Raw genomic sequence first — 16,189 nt, 5'->3', positions numbered from 1 at the left:
AGCCTTATTCCTTATCTTCGAGTTGTTTGACGCGATATTCTAAGTGGTTGACTTTATTTTCGAGTTCCTTAATTTGCTCAGTTTGGCTTTGAAAGTGGGCTTCTGTTTCATTAGGTGAGAAGATTTCTAAGACGCCCCAAACTAAGAGAAAGAGAACGATTAGGCCGATTAATAGGTAGCCCCAATTCAAGTGAGGAGACCCCTTATCTAAGTTCTCCAAGGTTTCATTAATGTTAAGGTTTTCGATATCATCAATAAATTTTGAACGATTCTTTTTGGGTACTTTATTCATAGTGCTCCTTTCCGTTCTTCAATAAACTAGTTTGTTGTCTTATTGGCTAGGGAACATTGATTTAATGTGGTTTTTGCTTAACTAAGTTGACCGCTGCCTGAGCGCCGGCTTCAATGGTTTCAATGTCTTCAGCATTGCAATCAATTTCAATTTTAATAGCTGGACAAGCTGCTTGAGCCCCCGTTTGTAGGAATTGGTCATAGAAGTCATCGACGGATTGGCAATAATCCGGGTAATCGTGGTCTCCGGACCCCAGGCTGATAAAAACCTTGCCAGTTAAATCTAAATCTTCTAAATCTTCATAAAGGTCGACGACATCATCCGGTAATTCTGAGCCGTAAGTATAGGTGCCTACAACACAGATATCCACATCGAGAAAGTCTTCGCCAAATAGGTTTAAGGAGGAATCCATATCAACTTCCACCCCTAAATCTTCCAAAGCTTCAGCCATAACGTCACAGGCTTCTTCTGTGTTACCAGTCATGCTGGCATAAGCAATTAAGGCTTTCATTCTTATTCTCCTTTAATTTATTCATTTGACTAATAATCCCATCAAGTATAGCAAAAATGACTAAACAGCGCTAGTTTAAGCTTATCAGATGAAAGAAAAACCAATAACTCCTTGTTAAAAGAGGTTATTGGTTGGTTGACATTATTTCATGGCGTAAGGCGAAGCTTGGTCAAAGACCGCTTTTTCTTGGTCATTGAAATATTGATATTGGTGTAGGGTTAATAACTCAATTAAGGTACGTGTTTCGTCAAATTCATTACGTTTGGCTAGGAAAATAATATCTTGAATGTAAATAATATTTCTAGCTTGGTAAGCGCAATGCGTTTTGTTATCACCAGCTTGTAAGTGGTTATGGACTCTTTCCAAAACAGAAGCATAACATTTAATGGCTTCTTCCACTAAGAAGTCATGTTGGGATAAATTGAGCAAGCTCTTAATAATCGCGCATTCCCATTGGACGCAGTCTAAATAATTATCACTTTCGAAGGCAGCGATTAAATTATTTAAGTTTTGGTCAAGATCAGCTGGCAAGTCTTTGGCGCTGGCTTTGTGCTTTAAGGCACGGTCCATTAAGCGGAAATAGCAAATTGCAAAATAACGCAAACGGAAAGCGACCAAGTCGACATCCTCTAAACTGGTTTTGACAAAAAATCCTCGGTAGGGCCGCATTTCTACAATCTCTTCATCTGCTAATATGGCTAGGGCAGCACGGATTGGGCTACGGCTCATATCTAATTTTTCTGAAATAGCTGCTTCCACAATATGATGATCATTTGGCCAATTGCCTTGGATAATTTGGTCTTTCATATATAGGTAGGCGATTTGCTCAAGCTTTTGTTGTTTTCCCATAATTCATCTCCCCATCTATGGTATTCAAAAAAAAGTTTGATTGCAGGATATAAAGTATCAGTAGAAAATATTACTATATTGACATAGCTAATCATGTCTTGCTTAAGATATTATATATTATTTGTTTAAAAAAGACCAGAAAAACTTGAAAAAAACTAATTTATTTCATAAATTGTTAATAAATCCCTTAAGGCCGAGAAATAAGCATCTATTTTTAGGCTTTTATTGTATACTTAGCTATGATAATTTATGAAAGGAAGAAATCAATGATTACCATCAAGTCTGAACGCGAAATTCAAGCCATGGCAGAAGCTGGCCGCTTAGTGGCAAGCATTATGGAAGAATTACGCGATATTATCGAACCTGGTATTTCTACCATGGATATTAATGATTTCATTGAAAAACGTACTCGTCAAGCAGGAGCTATTCCTGAAGAAATTGGTTTTGAGGGCTACCCTTATGCATCATGTACCTCAACCAATGATGAAATTTGCCACGCCTTCCCGGATAAAAAGACCATTTTAAAAGCTGGCGATATTTGTTCGGTAGATACTGTCCTCTCGCTGGATGGATTCTTTACCGATACTTGCCATACCTTTAAGATTGGCGAGGTCGACTCTGAAGTCCAACACCTCTTAGATGTCACCAAGAAGAGCCTTTACTTGGGAATTGAGCAGGCAGTGGCTGGTAACCGGATTGGGGATATCGGTCATGCTATTCAAAGTTATGCAGAAGCAGAAGGCTTTGGTGTTGTTCGTGACTTTGTCGGTCATGGCATTCAACCCACCATGCACGAAGATCCGCAAATTCCTCATTATGGGCGCCCTGGGCGAGGTCAACGCCTTCGTGAAGGCATGACCATCTGTATCGAACCCATGATTACCATGGGTGGTTATCAAGCCAAGGTGGATAGTAACGGTTGGACGGCGCGCACAGTGGATGGTTCCTGGTGTGCCCAATATGAGCATACTCTAGTAGTCACTGCAGATAAACCCAAGATTTTGACCATGCAAAAAGCAGAAGCTGGTGACGAAGACTTAGGCATCGACTCCTTGCAAATTGATTTTAATCGAGGAAATTAAAAGCTAAGGAAGTGAAAATATGAAGCAATCGTCAATTCAAGAAAATCGACGGAGCTACTGCCACCATCAACCGGATGATAATAAGAATAACGGTAAGACAAAGAAAATTTTTAAAGGACTGGGCCTGGTTTTAGGAATTATTGTAGTCGTCTTTATTATTCGCTTAGCCTTTAACTTCTTTAATTTTTCCGGGGCCATCTATCAGAATGTTGACCGGGAAAATATGCGTGATAGTCGGATATCGCTCAAGGATGGCGACCCGGTAAATATTTTACTCGAGGGGATCGATAATGGCGCTTTAATGTATGAAAATGTTAAGGATGGGCGTTCAGATGTCATGATGGTGATTACCATCAACCCCAAAGAGGGCAAATCAACCATCTTAAGCCTCCCCCGGGACACCTTGGCTCCCCAAGGGAAGACGAATGACTTCAATAAATTGAACCATGCTTATATGAATGGGGGCATGGAGGACTCCATTAATTCCATCCAACGTTTCCTTGATGTCCCTATTGATCATTATGTTGAAGTCAATATGCAAGGGTTCATTGATATTATTGATGGCATGGGCGGTATTGAAATTACGTCACCCATGACTTTTGAACAAGATGGAGTCAGCTTTACTGAAGGTGAAACCCGGACCTTATCTGGTAAGGAAGCCATGATGTATGTACGGATGCGTAAAATGGATCCTGAGGGGGATATTGGCCGTCAAAAACGCCAACAACAATTAGTTCAAGCTGTTATTGACCGACTCTTATCCATGGATACGGTCTTTAATTATGAAGAAATTTTAAATACTCTCGGTGATAACTTACGGACTGATTTACGGCCCAATGACATGCTGGCCCTCCAACAAAACTACTTACAAGCCCTTAAGAATCCCACCCACTTAGTCTTTGATGACTGGTTAGATTTGAATTTAACTTTTGGTTGGTATTTAGCGATTGAGGAAGAAGACCGTATCCGTATGTCGAATCGGATTCGGGCCTTATTGGAATTAGAACCGACCCAGTCGGCCATTGTTTACCCGGTAAGTTTTAATATTCCACCAGTCTATTTCCCAGTTTCGGATTTAAATGGTAATGGCATTCTTGAAGACGAAGAAATGGCCATTAAACCGGGCGTTTATGAGAAAGATAAACTCGACCGTTTGATTGAAAAAGAATTTGGAGAAGAAGGTTTAAATTATGAGGCCCAAAATCAACCGCAAGTTGACGATGCTTCAGGGGACACGGTGAGACCAAGCGAAAATGGTTTGCCTCAAGCTGAAAGTCAGCAGCCTGCCTATCAGCCACAAGCACCGGTTAGTCCGACTCCCGCCCCCCAGCCTCAAGCGCCCGCACCTCTCCCTCAAGCTCCGGCTCCCCAAGCTCCAGGTCTAGGAGCCAACCAAGCCCAACAACCGCCAGCAGGAGGGGGAGCAGTGGCACCAGAAAACACAGTGCCCGCTCCAGCAACTCCGGGAAGCTATTAATTGAATGAGAAATTGAAAACCGATAAAAGAAAGGAAGTCGATCATGGGCATTAGAAATGCACTATACGCTGGTAGTTTTGATCCAATGACTAAAGGTCATGTCGATATGATTGAGCGCGCTAGCCGTATTTTTGATACCCTCTATGTTGCTGTAGCAGTGAACACCACTAAACAAGCCCTCTTTAGCGATGAAGAAAAATTAGCCCTGGCTAAAGAAGCCTTAGCTGGGCTGGATAATGTGGAAGTCATGCGTCTCACGGGGGGTTTGACCATTGACTTAGCCAAATCTCTGAATTGCTGTGCCCTCATTCGTGGCGTCCGCAATGTCAAAGACTTTGAGTATGAGACTAACATTGCCTTGATGAATAAACTGCAAGCGGATGATGTCGAAACCTTACTCATGCTGTCGGATGAAAAATACCGCTTCGTCTCTTCCAGTCTTATCAAAGAGACCGCCTATTTCGGTGGGGATGTGTCTGCCCTAGTGCCTGAATGTGTCAATCAGGCCATTATTGCTAAGTTCAAGAAAGAACACGGAAAAGATTAATGTTCGGAATTAGCGATTATAATCAAGGGTTATTTCCTTAAATTTCTCTATAAAACGAATATTTTTCTCTAAAATAGCCGATTAGCCTTGATTTTTAATGGCGTGGTGTTACAATGTTAAAGGTTTATTTTAATAGTTTGAATAATTTAGTGAAATTAGGAGAGAATAAATGCAAACTTTTGATTATGAGCAAGTCCAGTTAATCCCTGCTAAGTGTATTGTACAGAGCCGGTCGGAATGTGATACGGGTATTCAATTTGGACCTCATAAGTTCAAGATTCCGGTTGTCCCTGCTAACATGCAAACGGTCCTTAATGAATCCTTAGCCGAAAAATTAGCTGCTAATGGCTATTTCTACATTATGCACCGTTTTGAACCGGAAAAACGTTTAGATTTTATCCGTCGTATGAATCAAAAAGGACTTTATACTTCTGTTAGTGTTGGGGTGAAGCCTGAAGAATATGACTTTATCGATGAAGTGAAAGAGTCTGGTGAAAAAGTAGACTATATCACCATTGATATTGCCCATGGTCACTCCCACACGGTTATTGATATGATTAAATATATCAAGAAACACCTACCTGATACCTTTGTCATTGCAGGTAATATCGCCACTCCAGAAGCCGTCCGTGACTTAGAAAATGCCGGCGCTGACGCTACCAAAGTTGGTGTAGGGCCAGGTCGGGTATGTATTACTAAGATTAAAACAGGTTTTGGGACCGCAGGCTGGCAATTAGCGGCCATTCGCCTGTGTGCTAAAGCAGCCCGTAAGCCAATTATTGCTGACGGGGGTATCCGTACCCATGGTGACATTGCTAAGAGCTTCCGCTTTGGCGCTTCCATGGTGATGATTGGTTCCTTACTCGCAGCCCATGAAGAATCACCAGGTGAAGAAGTCATTCAAAATGGACAAAAATATAAGGAATATTTTGGCTCTGCTTCTGAATTTCAAAAGGGCGAATATAAGAATGTTGAAGGCAAGAAAATTTTAATTGAAAGCCGCGGCAGCATCTTCAAAACCTTGAAAGAAATGCAAGAAGACTTACAAAGTAGTATTTCTTACGCAGGTGGTAGGGATTTAGGTGCATTACGCACAGTTGACTATGTGGTCATTCCAAGCATCTATAATGGAGATTAATACGGTATTGAAATTGAGGGCTGGAGGAAAACTTCGGCCCTTTTTTATTGCTTAATCAGCCAATGATGAGCTTATTACCAGGAGAGATCCTTATTTTGTCAAAAGTACGCGAACGCTATTCTTCTGCTGCACTAGCAATGAGAGGCACATGAGAAGCTTTATCTTATTAAGGAGGAAAACCTTATGAAAACTGCAATTATTACTGATAGTACAGCGGCCTTACCGGAATCTTTAGCCAAACATCCAGATGTTTACCAAGTCTATTTACAAATTAATTTAGCTGATGGGTCGACTATGACCGACACCAGCGATAGAAACCAAGTGACTGCCTACTATCACAGTCTGGCAAGCATGAAAACTTTACCAAGAACCTCCCAGCCCAGCATGGGGGAAGTGGTCCAAGTGATGGATGACTTAGTAGCCAAGGGTTATGATGAGGTTTTAATCATGACTTTTCCTTCGGCCTTGAGTGGCACCTTTCAAAATTGTCAAAGCGTGGCCCAAGATTACCAAGACCGTCTATCCGTTTATTTGATGGACACTCGGCAAACCTCCATTCCCCTAGCCTACTTGGTTGAAGTCGCTTTAAACTTGATCGAGGCTGGGAAATTATCCCTTGCTGAGATTGTTGACCTTTTGAATCGCTTGGATGAGGCGATGGTGATCTATGTCATCGTTGGCAATCTTGATAATCTTGTCAAAGGGGGCCGAGCAAGTAAGGGAATGGCGCTCTTAGGTAATTTATTGAAGATATTTCCCATTGTCCGAATCGAACGCAATGGGGCCTTGGAAATGGTCGAAAAAGTTCGCACCCAAAAGAAGGCCCTCAAACGGATGGAAGAATTAATGGAAAAAGAGATGACGGCTTATCCAGAAGGCTTGGAATTAGCTCTTATCACCACTCCAGATAGCCTTTTAGCCGAGGAGTTTGAGCAAATGATTGCTAAGGATGAAAGTCAATATCCTATCCGTCACGGCTTGATTCCCCCGGTAATTGGCACCCACTTGGGCTGTAATAGTGTCGCTTTTTGTGTACTCCCCAAAGTTGAAAATTTTAAGTTATAATATAAGCAAAGCTTAAATAAGGAGGTTGTTTAAATGAAAGCAGCAATTTTAACCGATTCTACGGCGACACTCAATGATCGCTTGCTCAATCATCCTGATATTTATTATGTTTCTTTACAGCTCCATTTTTCCTCAGGAGAAACTTTTATTGAGAGTGAAGATCGTAGCATCCTACCGGAATTTTATCATCGCTTGAAAAATGCCAAAGAGCTACCTAAGACTTCTCAACCCCGTCCCCAAGACTTCTATGCCATTTATGAAGAATTAGTGGACAAAGGTTATGATACCGTCTTCTTTATCCCCTTGAGCGCTGTGTTAAGTGGTACTAGCCAGACCGGACAATCGGTAGCTAGTGAATTTGAAGATCAAATTAAAACTTATGTGATTGATACTGGTCGGGCAGCAACGCCTCTCCGGTACCTGGTGAGTCAGGCTTTAGATTTAGTGGAAGCTGGGGCTGAGCCTGAAGAAGTGGTGGTTAAGATTAAATGGTTAAATGCACACACGACCATCTGGGCTTTAGTAGGTGATATTAATAACTTAGTTAAGGGCGGCCGGGCTTCACGGGCTCAGGGCTTACTCGGGTCCTTATTAAAAATCGTTCCTTTGATTGAATTTGACCAAGAAGGAAATATTTCCGTCTTAGCCAAGGTGAGAACCAAACGTAAGGCCTTAATGAAGCTAGCCGATGCCTTTATCGAGGAAGCTAAGAAATACTCTCAGGGCTACAAAGGCACCATTGCCCATGCTGATGATGAATCAGGGGCCAAAGAGCTGGCAGATTTAATCCGCGAGAAATTACCAGATATTGAAATCGAATTTGATTGGTTAACCCCAGTAGTGGGGACTCACGGAGGCACAGGTACCCTAGCTACAGCTGTATTACCTAGTTTAAAGAATTATTTACTCACTAAATAAGCATCAATTATCAAGTCTCTTAACCATCAAGTTAGGAGACTTTTTTATTAGACTGGTTATTGGAACGGTAATTTGGCAAAGGATTTTAAGATCTCTTTGAAGATATCTTAGTGGATAACTGTTAAAATAGGGCTTAACACGCTATAATAAGTAAGACAGAAGGGGTGGAAGGATGCAATTAACCAGTTTAGTCTATTTAGAGCGTGATGAGCGCTTTTTAATGTTACACCGTATCAAGAAGGCACATGATATCAACCAGGGTAAATGGGTTGGCATTGGGGGAAAGTTCGAACTAGGAGAAACTCCCATAGAATGTGCTAAGCGGGAAGTAAAAGAAGAGACCGGCTGGGAACTTGAAGCAGCAGAATTTCGCGGTGTCGTCACCTTTATCTATGCCGAAGATGAGCCCATGTATATTTTTGTTTATACGGGAACCCTAGCTAGTGATGAGGTCAGGGAGAATGATGAAGGGGTTATGGCTTGGATCCCTAAAGATGAAGTCTTAGACCTCCCGCTGTGGGAAGGCGACCGCTTATTCTTAGAGCCCTTAATGACTAGCGATGAGCTGTTTGATATTAAGGTAGTATACGATGAAAACAGCCAGCTACTGGCTTATGAGGATAACCGTCAATAAAAAGGAGAATGCTAGATGTTAGTGGATATGGCCTGCCACATTGCCAAAGTGGATCATACAGACTCTAATAAAGAGCAATTAGCCATGGCAAATACCATTTGGCAAAGTGGTGTGACCCATGTCCTAGCCACTGCTTCTTATCCGACTGATCCAGCAGCTACTGGGGGGGACTTAGTACAGGCCGCCGAAGCTTTTCAAGAGGACTTAGACCGGCGAGGGATTGCCTTAATGGTCTACCCGGGTCAGATTATTGACTTAGCCCAGGCGATTTCCTGGGATGACTTATCCCAAGATATTCTCTATGCTGATCTCAACCAGCGCTATGTTCTAGTTAAATTAAATCAAGAGGATCCCCAGCGCTACTTTGAACCCTTACTTTTCGAATGGTTGAAGCATGATATCCGCCCAGTCTTAGTCCAAATTGAGGAAAACCAGGCCCTCATGCGCGATATTGACCAAGTTTATCAGTGGGTTGACCAGGGTTGCTACACGGCCTTGACGGCGGGAAATCTACTAGGCCGCCAGGGCAAGCAAGTAAAGAAACAGTGCCATTACTTATTGGAAGCCGGTTTAGCTCATCTGCTAGGAAGTTTTTCCTCTGCTAGTGACGACTACCAATTACGTCAAGCCTATGCAGCCTTGGTAAACCGCTATGGACAGAGCATTAGCTTTGATATCCAGCAGAATGCTAGGGCTTTGATTAATGGGGATCCTTTAATCGACCATTTTCAAATGAAAAAGAAAAAGCGTTTCTGGTTCTTCTAGAAAGTTAAAACGGGCCTTTTCTTAATCAATTAGAAAGGCTGCTATGATTATTTTAAAGAAATGAGGATGTGACAGTTAACCATGAAGCAGTACAAAGGACGATCATTGGCTTCTTTTTTCCGGGGGCTTAAGCGGCAGTGGCTGTTTATCTTCTTAGGGGTCCTGCTTGGGATCGTGGTGGCCAGTGCTTATAATTTCTTATGGGCAGAGGCAGAATACGCCTCACAAACTCAAATCGTGGTCACCCCTAAGGACAGTGATAAGGACAAGGCGGACGAAAAGAAAGCGGGCTTAAAAACCTACGACGACCTACTCCATACGCCACTTATCTTACAACCAGTGGCCCAAGCTCATCAAAGGGACGTTGAAACTTTGAGTGAGAATACCCATTTAGAAGCTGATCAAAAATCAGCAGTCTTCAATGTGATTGTGACAGACGGGAATGCTAGTCAAGCGCAAAGCTTGGCCTCCGATATTAGTAAAGAATTTATCCAACAACTTCCCCAAGTCCTCGCTGTTGAAAAAGTGACCTTATTAAGCCCAGCCAGCTATAATGAGAAACCGGTTAGTCCCAATTACTGGTTGAATCTCCTCTTAGGAGCTGTACTCGGGGGCTTAGTCAGTCTAGTCATCCAAGCGATTCGGGTGCTTAACGATGATACGGTACGGAGTCAAGCTGTGGTTGAAGAAATGGGTTGGTCCTTAATTGGCGTCTTACCGCAAATGAGTGAGGAGTCCATTGAGGTGACCCGCTTTAAACGTCGTTACAGAAGCCAGGATGACAATGATGAGACCAAACGGCGAATTTAGTAAAGGTGATCAAGTCTTATGTTTAATTTCAAACAACGAAAAATTGACAAGAAAAATAAGGAACAACGGCGTGGCGTGAGTTTAATCACGGCTGCCGATCCTAATCATGTGATTTCAGAACAGTTTCGCACGATTCGTACCAATATCCAATTTGCTATTGATGCTTATCATTTGAAGACGCTAATGTTTACCTCATCAGGCCCTTGGGAAGGAAAATCCACCATTGCAGCCAATGTGGCGACAACCATGGCGCATTTGGATGGGGTACGCGTTTTGATGATTGATTGCGATTTACGTAAGCCTACAGTGCATAAAACCTTCGATATCCATAGCCGCAAGGGTTTGACAACTTATCTTACTGACCGCGATGTCGATTACATGGATGTCGCCCAATATGTGGCTGAAGTGAACACCTATGTGATACCAGCTGGTCCTATCCCGCCTAACCCGGCCGAGCTCTTGAGTTCTCAACGGATGAGTGGCTTATTGGAGGATGTGACGGCTGTCTTTGACTTGGTTATCATTGATGCGCCCCCACTCTTACCAGTGACTGATGCCCAAATTATTGCCAGCCGAACAGATGCCAGCGTCTTCGTCTTGCGGGAGGGTGTGGCCAGTTACCAGGATATTCAAAAATCCAAGCGCCTCTTGGAAAGCGTTGATGCTAATGTGATTGGGGCCATCTATAATGGAGCAGATGGCCAAGGGATGAATGCCTATTATGGCTATGGTTACCGTGATGAAGATATTGATAGTGAGGATTTACAGTCCTAGCTCTTAATCAATTGGGAGAGATCGATAAGATGAATAAATTAGCTTTAACTTTACTGAGCTTAGCTGGATTGCAGCTTTGGGACTGGCATCATTCCCAAGTTAAGGCTCCTTGCCTAAGTGACCAAGAAAAAATGGACTATAGTAAAGGCAAAGAATCTAGTAAGAAAAATTTAACCAATGGAGGTAGATAACGTGGCTAAACCGATACATGCTGCTTTGACTTATGCGCAGAACGAAGAATTAAAACGCTTGAATACCCAATATGCCAAGAATGATGTCAGCCAAGTGTTAAAAACAATCCAAGAATTTATCAATAACTACCAAGAATACTTTATGGATGGGCAAATAAATATGTTCGCTATTGAGGCCCAACCTAATTTACGGAACCATACCGCTCGTACGGCCTTTGTCATGATTAATTTAACCGGCAAGACCATTACGGAAATGAATGCGCATTTAGAGTTTAAGATTGATGACTTTGACCTCCAGTTCGAGCCGGTGGACTGGGAAATTCCAAGTGATTTTCTAGGGAGTTGGGCGCCTAACTATGCCATTATGGTAGTCGATGACATCCCTATGCAAGGGCAACCGACCAAGGCGAGCTATCTTCTCGATGATATTGAACTATCAGTAACCAATGTTACAGTAGTCAATGCCTAAGCTAGGTTTTAGTTGGAGAAAATTATAAATAATAGAAAAAACGGAGTAGCCTGATTGTGGGCAACTCCGTTTTTGTTTGTTTAATTTTTTGAAGGTTTGCTAGGCTTCGCCCTTTGTTGTGACTGTCGCACTCTTTTCAAACCTGCTCCAGTCACAGGACGAACGTCCACTTCAAAAACTGGCAACGCTCAGCCTTGCTGAGCTTATTCCAGTTTTCTCCAGTGGTTTCGTCCTTTGTTGTGACTGTCGCACTCTTTTATTCTCTGGTTTGGCCTTGGCCGAAGATGGTGTATTTATAGGAGGTGAGTGCTTCTAAGCCCATGGGGCCACGGGCGTGGAGTTTTTGGGTGGAAATTCCGATTTCGCCACCAAAGCCAAAGACCTCACCGTCGGTAAAGCGGGTCGAGGCATTAACATAGACACAGGCCGAGTCCACGTCATCCATAAAGCGGTTAGCGATGGCATAATCATTGGTTACAATGGCTTCGGAATGGTGACTCGAGTGTTTAGCAATATGGTCAACGGCCTCTTGGTAACCCTTAACTACCTTAATGGCAATTTCATAGTCCAAGTATTCCTCGTCATAGTCGGCTGCAGTGGCTGGGATAACGCCATCGATATAGTCAGCGGTGACTTGGTCACCATGGATTTTAACCTGGTGGTCCTTCAGTGCCTGACCAGCTAGGGGGAGAAAATCTTTGGCAATAGCTTGGTCGACCAGGAGGGTTTCTAGGGCATTGCAGACAGAAACTCTTTGGGTTTTCCCGTTGATTAGGATTTTTAAAGCCATGTCAAAATCACAGGCTTCATGGACATAGAGATGACAATTTCCCACTCCAGTTTCAATGGTTGGAATCGTGGCCGTTTGGACGACTCTTTGGATGAGGTTTTTACTTCCGCGGGGGATTAGGCAATCGATGGAGTCATTCATGGTCATCATTTCCCCGGCTAAGTCGTGGCTAGGGTTGTCGATAAACTGGATGGCAGCTTTAGGTAAATCGACTGCTTCAAGGCCTTCTTGTAAGGCATTGACGATGGCTTGGTTGGTTTGAATGGTTTCCTTACCCCCACGCAGAATCACAGCATTACCTGTTTTAAAGCAAAGCCCAGCGGCATCCGAACTGACGTTGGGACGGGATTCATAAATAATACCGATGACCCCTAGAGGCACCCGGCGTTTACCGATTCTTAGGCCATTTTCATTGACCCACATTTCATCGACATGGTTAATGGGGTCGTCTAATTGGGCGACTTTTTCTAGACCTTGGGCCATAGCTTCAATGCGGTCTGGATTTAAGGTCATCCGTTCCACAAAAGCAGCTTTCAGTCCTTGTTCTTGGGCGTTTTGGCACTCTGCCTGGTTGGTTGAGAGAATATTTTCTGAAGCATTTCTTAGGGCCTGAGCCATTTGGATAAGGGCTTGGTCTTTTTTAGCCCGGGATAAATTGCTGAGTTGACGGGCTGCCGCTTTGGCATCTTGGCCCATTTGCACTAAATCAGCTGAATTAATCATGATTTTTCACTCCTTGGATAAATGTTATGATTCGTTTTTAGGAATAAAGGCAGTGCCTATATCAGCCCCTGCTAAGAGGTCAAAGATTTGGCTAGGCTCTTCAGAAGACATAATGACTAAGCAACGACCTTCTTCTAGGGTTTTAGCAGCTGCCTTTAGCTTACTATGCATACCACCGGTAGAGAAGGTCGATCCCTTATCACCAGCCATGGCCAGATAGTCTGCATTAACTTCATGGATGGTAGAGAAGCGGTGGGCTTGGGGATCAGTATTCGGGTTAGCATCATAAAAGCCGTCCACGTCGGTTAATAAGATAAGCAGGTCAGCTTCAACAATGGAAGCTACCAAGGCGGAGAGGTTATCATTATCTCCAAAACGTACTTTATGGTCCATTTCATCGACGGCAATGGCGTCATTTTCATTAACGATAGGGACAATTTGGTGCTTGAGTAAACTAGCGAAATTATTTTTCAAATTGGCTAGAGAATCATGGAAATCAATCACGTCTCTAGTCATGAGGATTTGGGCGACTGATTTATGATAATAAGAGAAAAAGCGGGCGTAGGTATTCATTAGAGCCACTTGACCGACAGCGGCAACGGCTTGTTGGTCGGGAATATTTTTGGGGCGCTTGGGGAGATTCAGTTGGGCACAGCCCACACCCATGGCTCCCGAAGAGACTAAGATGACTTCTTTTCCACTTTGGGCAAGGGAAGAGATCACGTAAGCTAGGCGGTCAATGCGTTGGTAGCGGATATTGTTGGTCGACGTCATCAGGGAATTGGTACCCACTTTGATAACAATTCGCTTGGCGTCTTTAAGAGAATCACGATGCAAGATCTTTACCTACTTTCTTAACTCATTGCCAATAATTGTAGCATAATTTCCTACAATTAGCCGCTAATATTTAGCCGGCATGGTGGTATACTAGGCATAATTAAAAAGGGAGGGTAAAAAATGAAAGATTGGTTAAAAAATCACCCTAAAGCCTATATTTTGGGACTTATTTTACTTTATGCAATCATCCTACTTGGGGTAGATATTTATTATCCCAGTTTCAAAGCCGTCAACGAAGCCCAGCAGGAGGAAAAAGTTAGCCCAGACGATGAATTGGCCCAATTGAATCAAAAATTAACTGAGAAAGAGATAGGAGTGGCTGATTTAAAGGACCAACGTATGCAGGGCGTGACCCTAGCAGATGTCCAAGCTCACCATCCCCAATACTCACTCACAGAGCTTATCCAAGCTATTCCGACTGAAGACCAGCCAGGTGATTGGCGGCTAAAAGTGGTTAATCCGCTTTTTCCCTTGACTGAACCAGTGGATATTCAGACCGCCACTGCTTCCAATGGTCAGCTTTATGATGAGCGTATCGAAGACCCTCTCAATCATTTAATGGAAGCCGCTCAAAAAGCCGGCTATCCCTTGACTATCGTTTCCGCTTACCGGGATGTTAATAGCCAGGAAAAGAACCGGCAAAGCATGATTCAGATGTATCAGGCAGGGGGCGCAAGTTTAGAGGAAGCTAAGGCTAAAACTGATGCCTACGTGGCCCCAACCCATGCCTCAGAACACAGCACGGGTTTAGCCCTAGACCTCTTGGGGACCGATTGGGTTCAAGCTAAGCGGGGGCTGGAAACGGACTATGCCAAAGAGGCTTCAGCCCAATGGCTTAGGGACCATGCGCAAGACTATGGCTTTATTCTCCGCTACTTAGAAGGCAAGGAAACTGTCACGGGTTATGATTTTGAGCCATGGCATTACCGCTATGTAGGGGTTCCCACTGCCCAATACATTAAGCGTTACCAGCTCACTTTAGAAGAATATTTAGTCTTATTAGCCGCCCGCCAGGGGCAAAAACTCACTTACCAAGTGGTTCCATCCTTGCCTACTGATTAAGAGCTTGGCTGAGATAGGCCTGGTCTTGACCAAAGGGGATAGTTTCTTGGGAAGGACGCAAAGCTCCCGTATTATTGTCCCGGCCTTGGATAAAATACACCTGGTTAGGCTTGGCGTATTCTTTTTGGGCCTGGCTGACAAAATCTTGGGTCTTATCATTTAATAAACGGTTGAAGAGTACCCGGGTGGTGGAGGGAGAGAAGGCTTGAAACATCTGATAGTCCCCCATACTATCGCCAAAAACCGCCAAAGGTTCTCTAGCTTGGTGTCTGGGCTGGATGAGCTCTTGAATGGCCTGGACCTTACCTGCCGCCTTAGTAATCGGAGCATGACTTTCTAATTGAGCTTGGTAGATGCCGGCTTCATCTTGTTTATAGGACATGCCGATAATCTCGGGTGGGTCAATCGGATAGAAATATTTGACGGCCGTTTCCACCAGACTTTGGGGACTAGCGCTCACAATATAAGTGGCGATCCCAGCCGTATGCAAGCTCTGGTAGAGCTTAATCAATTCATTGGGAATGCGGAGCCCCTGGCTAAAGTGAGTGCTGAGACACTGTCTTGGGCCTCCTGACAAGGAGTAGGTCCAAGTGAAGTCTTTAATTGGAGCCCTTAAGCCATAAGCCAGGGCTTCTTTACCGAGGTCGACAAAGTCGGCTTCAGTGAAGTTTTGATAGAGAAAGCTCGGACAGGAGGCGCCAGCTTGCTTAGGGAAGCGCTGGTTATAAGCCAAGTAAAAGGTCCGTATCTTACAGAAAAAGTTGAAAAATAAGGGGTCAGTCTCAAGCCGGTCTTCTAGAGATTTTTGGCTTTTCTGATAGTCGTCTCGTTGGGGATAGAGCTTTTGGTAGTCAGCGATAATATCATCGATAAGCGCTTGAAAGCTGATTTGCGGTTCTTGGTCACTTATAGCTTGGTCGAGAGCCGCTTTATTTTGGCTTAAGCAGTTTCTCATTTCAGTAGGGCTTAATTGATAGGCTAAGTGGGCAGCGGTGTAGACCATAGTATGGTCTTCAATATCGTTAAAGATGCTGGTATGGTCAAAGTCAAAAACGACATAGCTTTTTTGGGCTCGGGGAGTATCCCTTTGCTGCTGATGATTTTTAATCAACTGGTCAAGTCTTTGGTAGAGCTGGGGTTCCCAATTTTTGGGGGCAAGTTGAGGCATGAGGAGTCTCCTTTCAAGGTGAAAAGTTAGGACACAAAGTCCCTTTGCTTATGCCTATCATACACTAGTTAGGCAAGGGAACCTAGC

19 protein-coding genes are annotated in these 16,189 nt (G+C 43.6%); 13 read left to right on the top strand and 6 right to left on the bottom strand.

Going from position 1 to position 16,189, the window contains the following annotated elements; all coding sequences use genetic code 11:
- Nucleotides 1–4: 4 nt before the first annotated feature.
- From JFU01_RS03140 to JFU01_RS03130, 3 genes are all read right to left on the bottom strand, one after another.
- On the bottom strand, nt 5–292 hold the full coding sequence (locus tag JFU01_RS03140) for a hypothetical protein (RefSeq protein ID WP_195855955.1): 288 nt from the start codon (nt 290–292) through the stop codon (nt 5–7).
- 61 nt (nt 293–353) lie between these two features.
- Nucleotides 354–803 carry a flavodoxin gene (locus JFU01_RS03135; protein ID WP_013669906.1) on the bottom strand — a complete coding sequence of 150 codons (450 nt, stop codon included), beginning with the start codon at nt 801–803 and terminating at the stop codon, nt 354–356.
- Nucleotides 804–944: 141 nt separating this feature from the next.
- Entirely contained in the window at nt 945–1,652 is a 708-nt protein-coding gene (locus JFU01_RS03130) for a GntR family transcriptional regulator (protein ID WP_070558615.1), read from the bottom strand.
- A 266-nt stretch (nt 1,653–1,918) separates the two neighbouring features.
- On the opposite strand from JFU01_RS03130, the gene map reads away from it, so the two are divergent.
- From map to JFU01_RS03070, 12 genes are all read left to right on the top strand, one after another.
- The gene (gene map / locus JFU01_RS03125; protein WP_111821399.1) at nt 1,919–2,734 is read left to right on the top strand and encodes a type I methionyl aminopeptidase; all 816 of its coding nucleotides are present in this window, start codon (nt 1,919–1,921) and stop codon (nt 2,732–2,734) included.
- A gap of 19 nt (nt 2,735–2,753) precedes the next feature.
- Nucleotides 2,754–4,211, top strand: a complete 1,458-nt coding sequence (locus JFU01_RS03120) for an LCP family glycopolymer transferase (RefSeq protein ID WP_195855956.1) — start codon at nt 2,754–2,756, stop codon at nt 4,209–4,211.
- A 43-nt stretch (nt 4,212–4,254) separates the two neighbouring features.
- The gene (gene coaD, locus JFU01_RS03115) at nt 4,255–4,758 is read left to right on the top strand and encodes a pantetheine-phosphate adenylyltransferase (protein WP_111861919.1); all 504 of its coding nucleotides are present in this window, start codon (nt 4,255–4,257) and stop codon (nt 4,756–4,758) included.
- Nucleotides 4,759–4,927: 169 nt separating this feature from the next.
- A complete protein-coding gene (locus JFU01_RS03110) occupies nt 4,928–5,896 on the top strand; it encodes a GMP reductase (RefSeq protein ID WP_195855957.1) in 969 nt (322 codons plus the stop codon).
- A gap of 183 nt (nt 5,897–6,079) precedes the next feature.
- Nucleotides 6,080–6,961 carry a DegV family protein gene (locus JFU01_RS03105; RefSeq protein ID WP_195855958.1) on the top strand — a complete coding sequence of 294 codons (882 nt, stop codon included), beginning with the start codon at nt 6,080–6,082 and terminating at the stop codon, nt 6,959–6,961.
- A 33-nt stretch (nt 6,962–6,994) separates the two neighbouring features.
- Nucleotides 6,995–7,879, top strand: coding sequence for a DegV family protein (locus JFU01_RS03100; protein WP_195855959.1), 885 nt, complete (start codon nt 6,995–6,997; stop codon nt 7,877–7,879).
- Between the two features lie 172 nt (nt 7,880–8,051).
- The gene (locus JFU01_RS03095; protein ID WP_070558608.1) at nt 8,052–8,513 is read left to right on the top strand and encodes an NUDIX hydrolase; all 462 of its coding nucleotides are present in this window, start codon (nt 8,052–8,054) and stop codon (nt 8,511–8,513) included.
- A 15-nt stretch (nt 8,514–8,528) separates the two neighbouring features.
- Nucleotides 8,529–9,278 (top strand): CpsB/CapC family capsule biosynthesis tyrosine phosphatase, encoded by a 750-nt coding sequence (locus JFU01_RS03090; RefSeq protein WP_195855960.1) that lies wholly within the window; start codon nt 8,529–8,531, stop codon nt 9,276–9,278.
- An 81-nt stretch (nt 9,279–9,359) separates the two neighbouring features.
- Nucleotides 9,360–10,088, top strand: a complete 729-nt coding sequence (locus JFU01_RS03085; RefSeq protein WP_195855961.1) for a YveK family protein — start codon at nt 9,360–9,362, stop codon at nt 10,086–10,088.
- Between the two features lie 18 nt (nt 10,089–10,106).
- Nucleotides 10,107–10,862 (top strand): CpsD/CapB family tyrosine-protein kinase, encoded by a 756-nt coding sequence (locus tag JFU01_RS03080; protein WP_195855962.1) that lies wholly within the window; start codon nt 10,107–10,109, stop codon nt 10,860–10,862.
- 29 nt (nt 10,863–10,891) lie between these two features.
- Nucleotides 10,892–11,053 carry a hypothetical protein gene (locus tag JFU01_RS03075; RefSeq protein ID WP_195855963.1) on the top strand — a complete coding sequence of 54 codons (162 nt, stop codon included), beginning with the start codon at nt 10,892–10,894 and terminating at the stop codon, nt 11,051–11,053.
- A gap of 1 nt (nt 11,054) precedes the next feature.
- The gene (locus tag JFU01_RS03070; RefSeq protein WP_013669428.1) at nt 11,055–11,522 is read left to right on the top strand and encodes a hypothetical protein; all 468 of its coding nucleotides are present in this window, start codon (nt 11,055–11,057) and stop codon (nt 11,520–11,522) included.
- A 256-nt stretch (nt 11,523–11,778) separates the two neighbouring features.
- Here JFU01_RS03070 and JFU01_RS03065 read toward each other — a convergent pair whose 3' ends face one another.
- Together JFU01_RS03065 and proB are read right to left on the bottom strand one after the other, a co-directional pair.
- Nucleotides 11,779–13,035, bottom strand: a complete 1,257-nt coding sequence (locus tag JFU01_RS03065; RefSeq protein ID WP_195855964.1) for a glutamate-5-semialdehyde dehydrogenase — start codon at nt 13,033–13,035, stop codon at nt 11,779–11,781.
- 24 nt (nt 13,036–13,059) lie between these two features.
- Nucleotides 13,060–13,872 (bottom strand): glutamate 5-kinase, encoded by an 813-nt coding sequence (gene proB, locus JFU01_RS03060; RefSeq protein ID WP_195855965.1) that lies wholly within the window; start codon nt 13,870–13,872, stop codon nt 13,060–13,062.
- Nucleotides 13,873–13,992: 120 nt separating this feature from the next.
- On the opposite strand from proB, the gene JFU01_RS03055 reads away from it, so the two are divergent.
- A complete protein-coding gene (locus JFU01_RS03055; RefSeq protein ID WP_195855966.1) occupies nt 13,993–14,934 on the top strand; it encodes a M15 family metallopeptidase in 942 nt (313 codons plus the stop codon).
- Here JFU01_RS03055 and JFU01_RS03050 read toward each other — a convergent pair.
- Nucleotides 14,924–16,102, bottom strand: coding sequence for a haloacid dehalogenase-like hydrolase (locus JFU01_RS03050; protein WP_195855967.1), 1,179 nt, complete (start codon nt 16,100–16,102; stop codon nt 14,924–14,926). The genes JFU01_RS03055 and JFU01_RS03050 overlap by 11 nt on opposite strands.
- Nucleotides 16,103–16,189 lie beyond the last annotated feature (87 nt).

This window comes from Aerococcus sp. Group 2 (assembly GCF_905125285.1).
Lineage (GTDB): Bacteria > Bacillota > Bacilli > Lactobacillales > Aerococcaceae > Aerococcus > Aerococcus urinae_E.
This window is presented reverse-complemented; position numbering and strand designations above follow the sequence as displayed.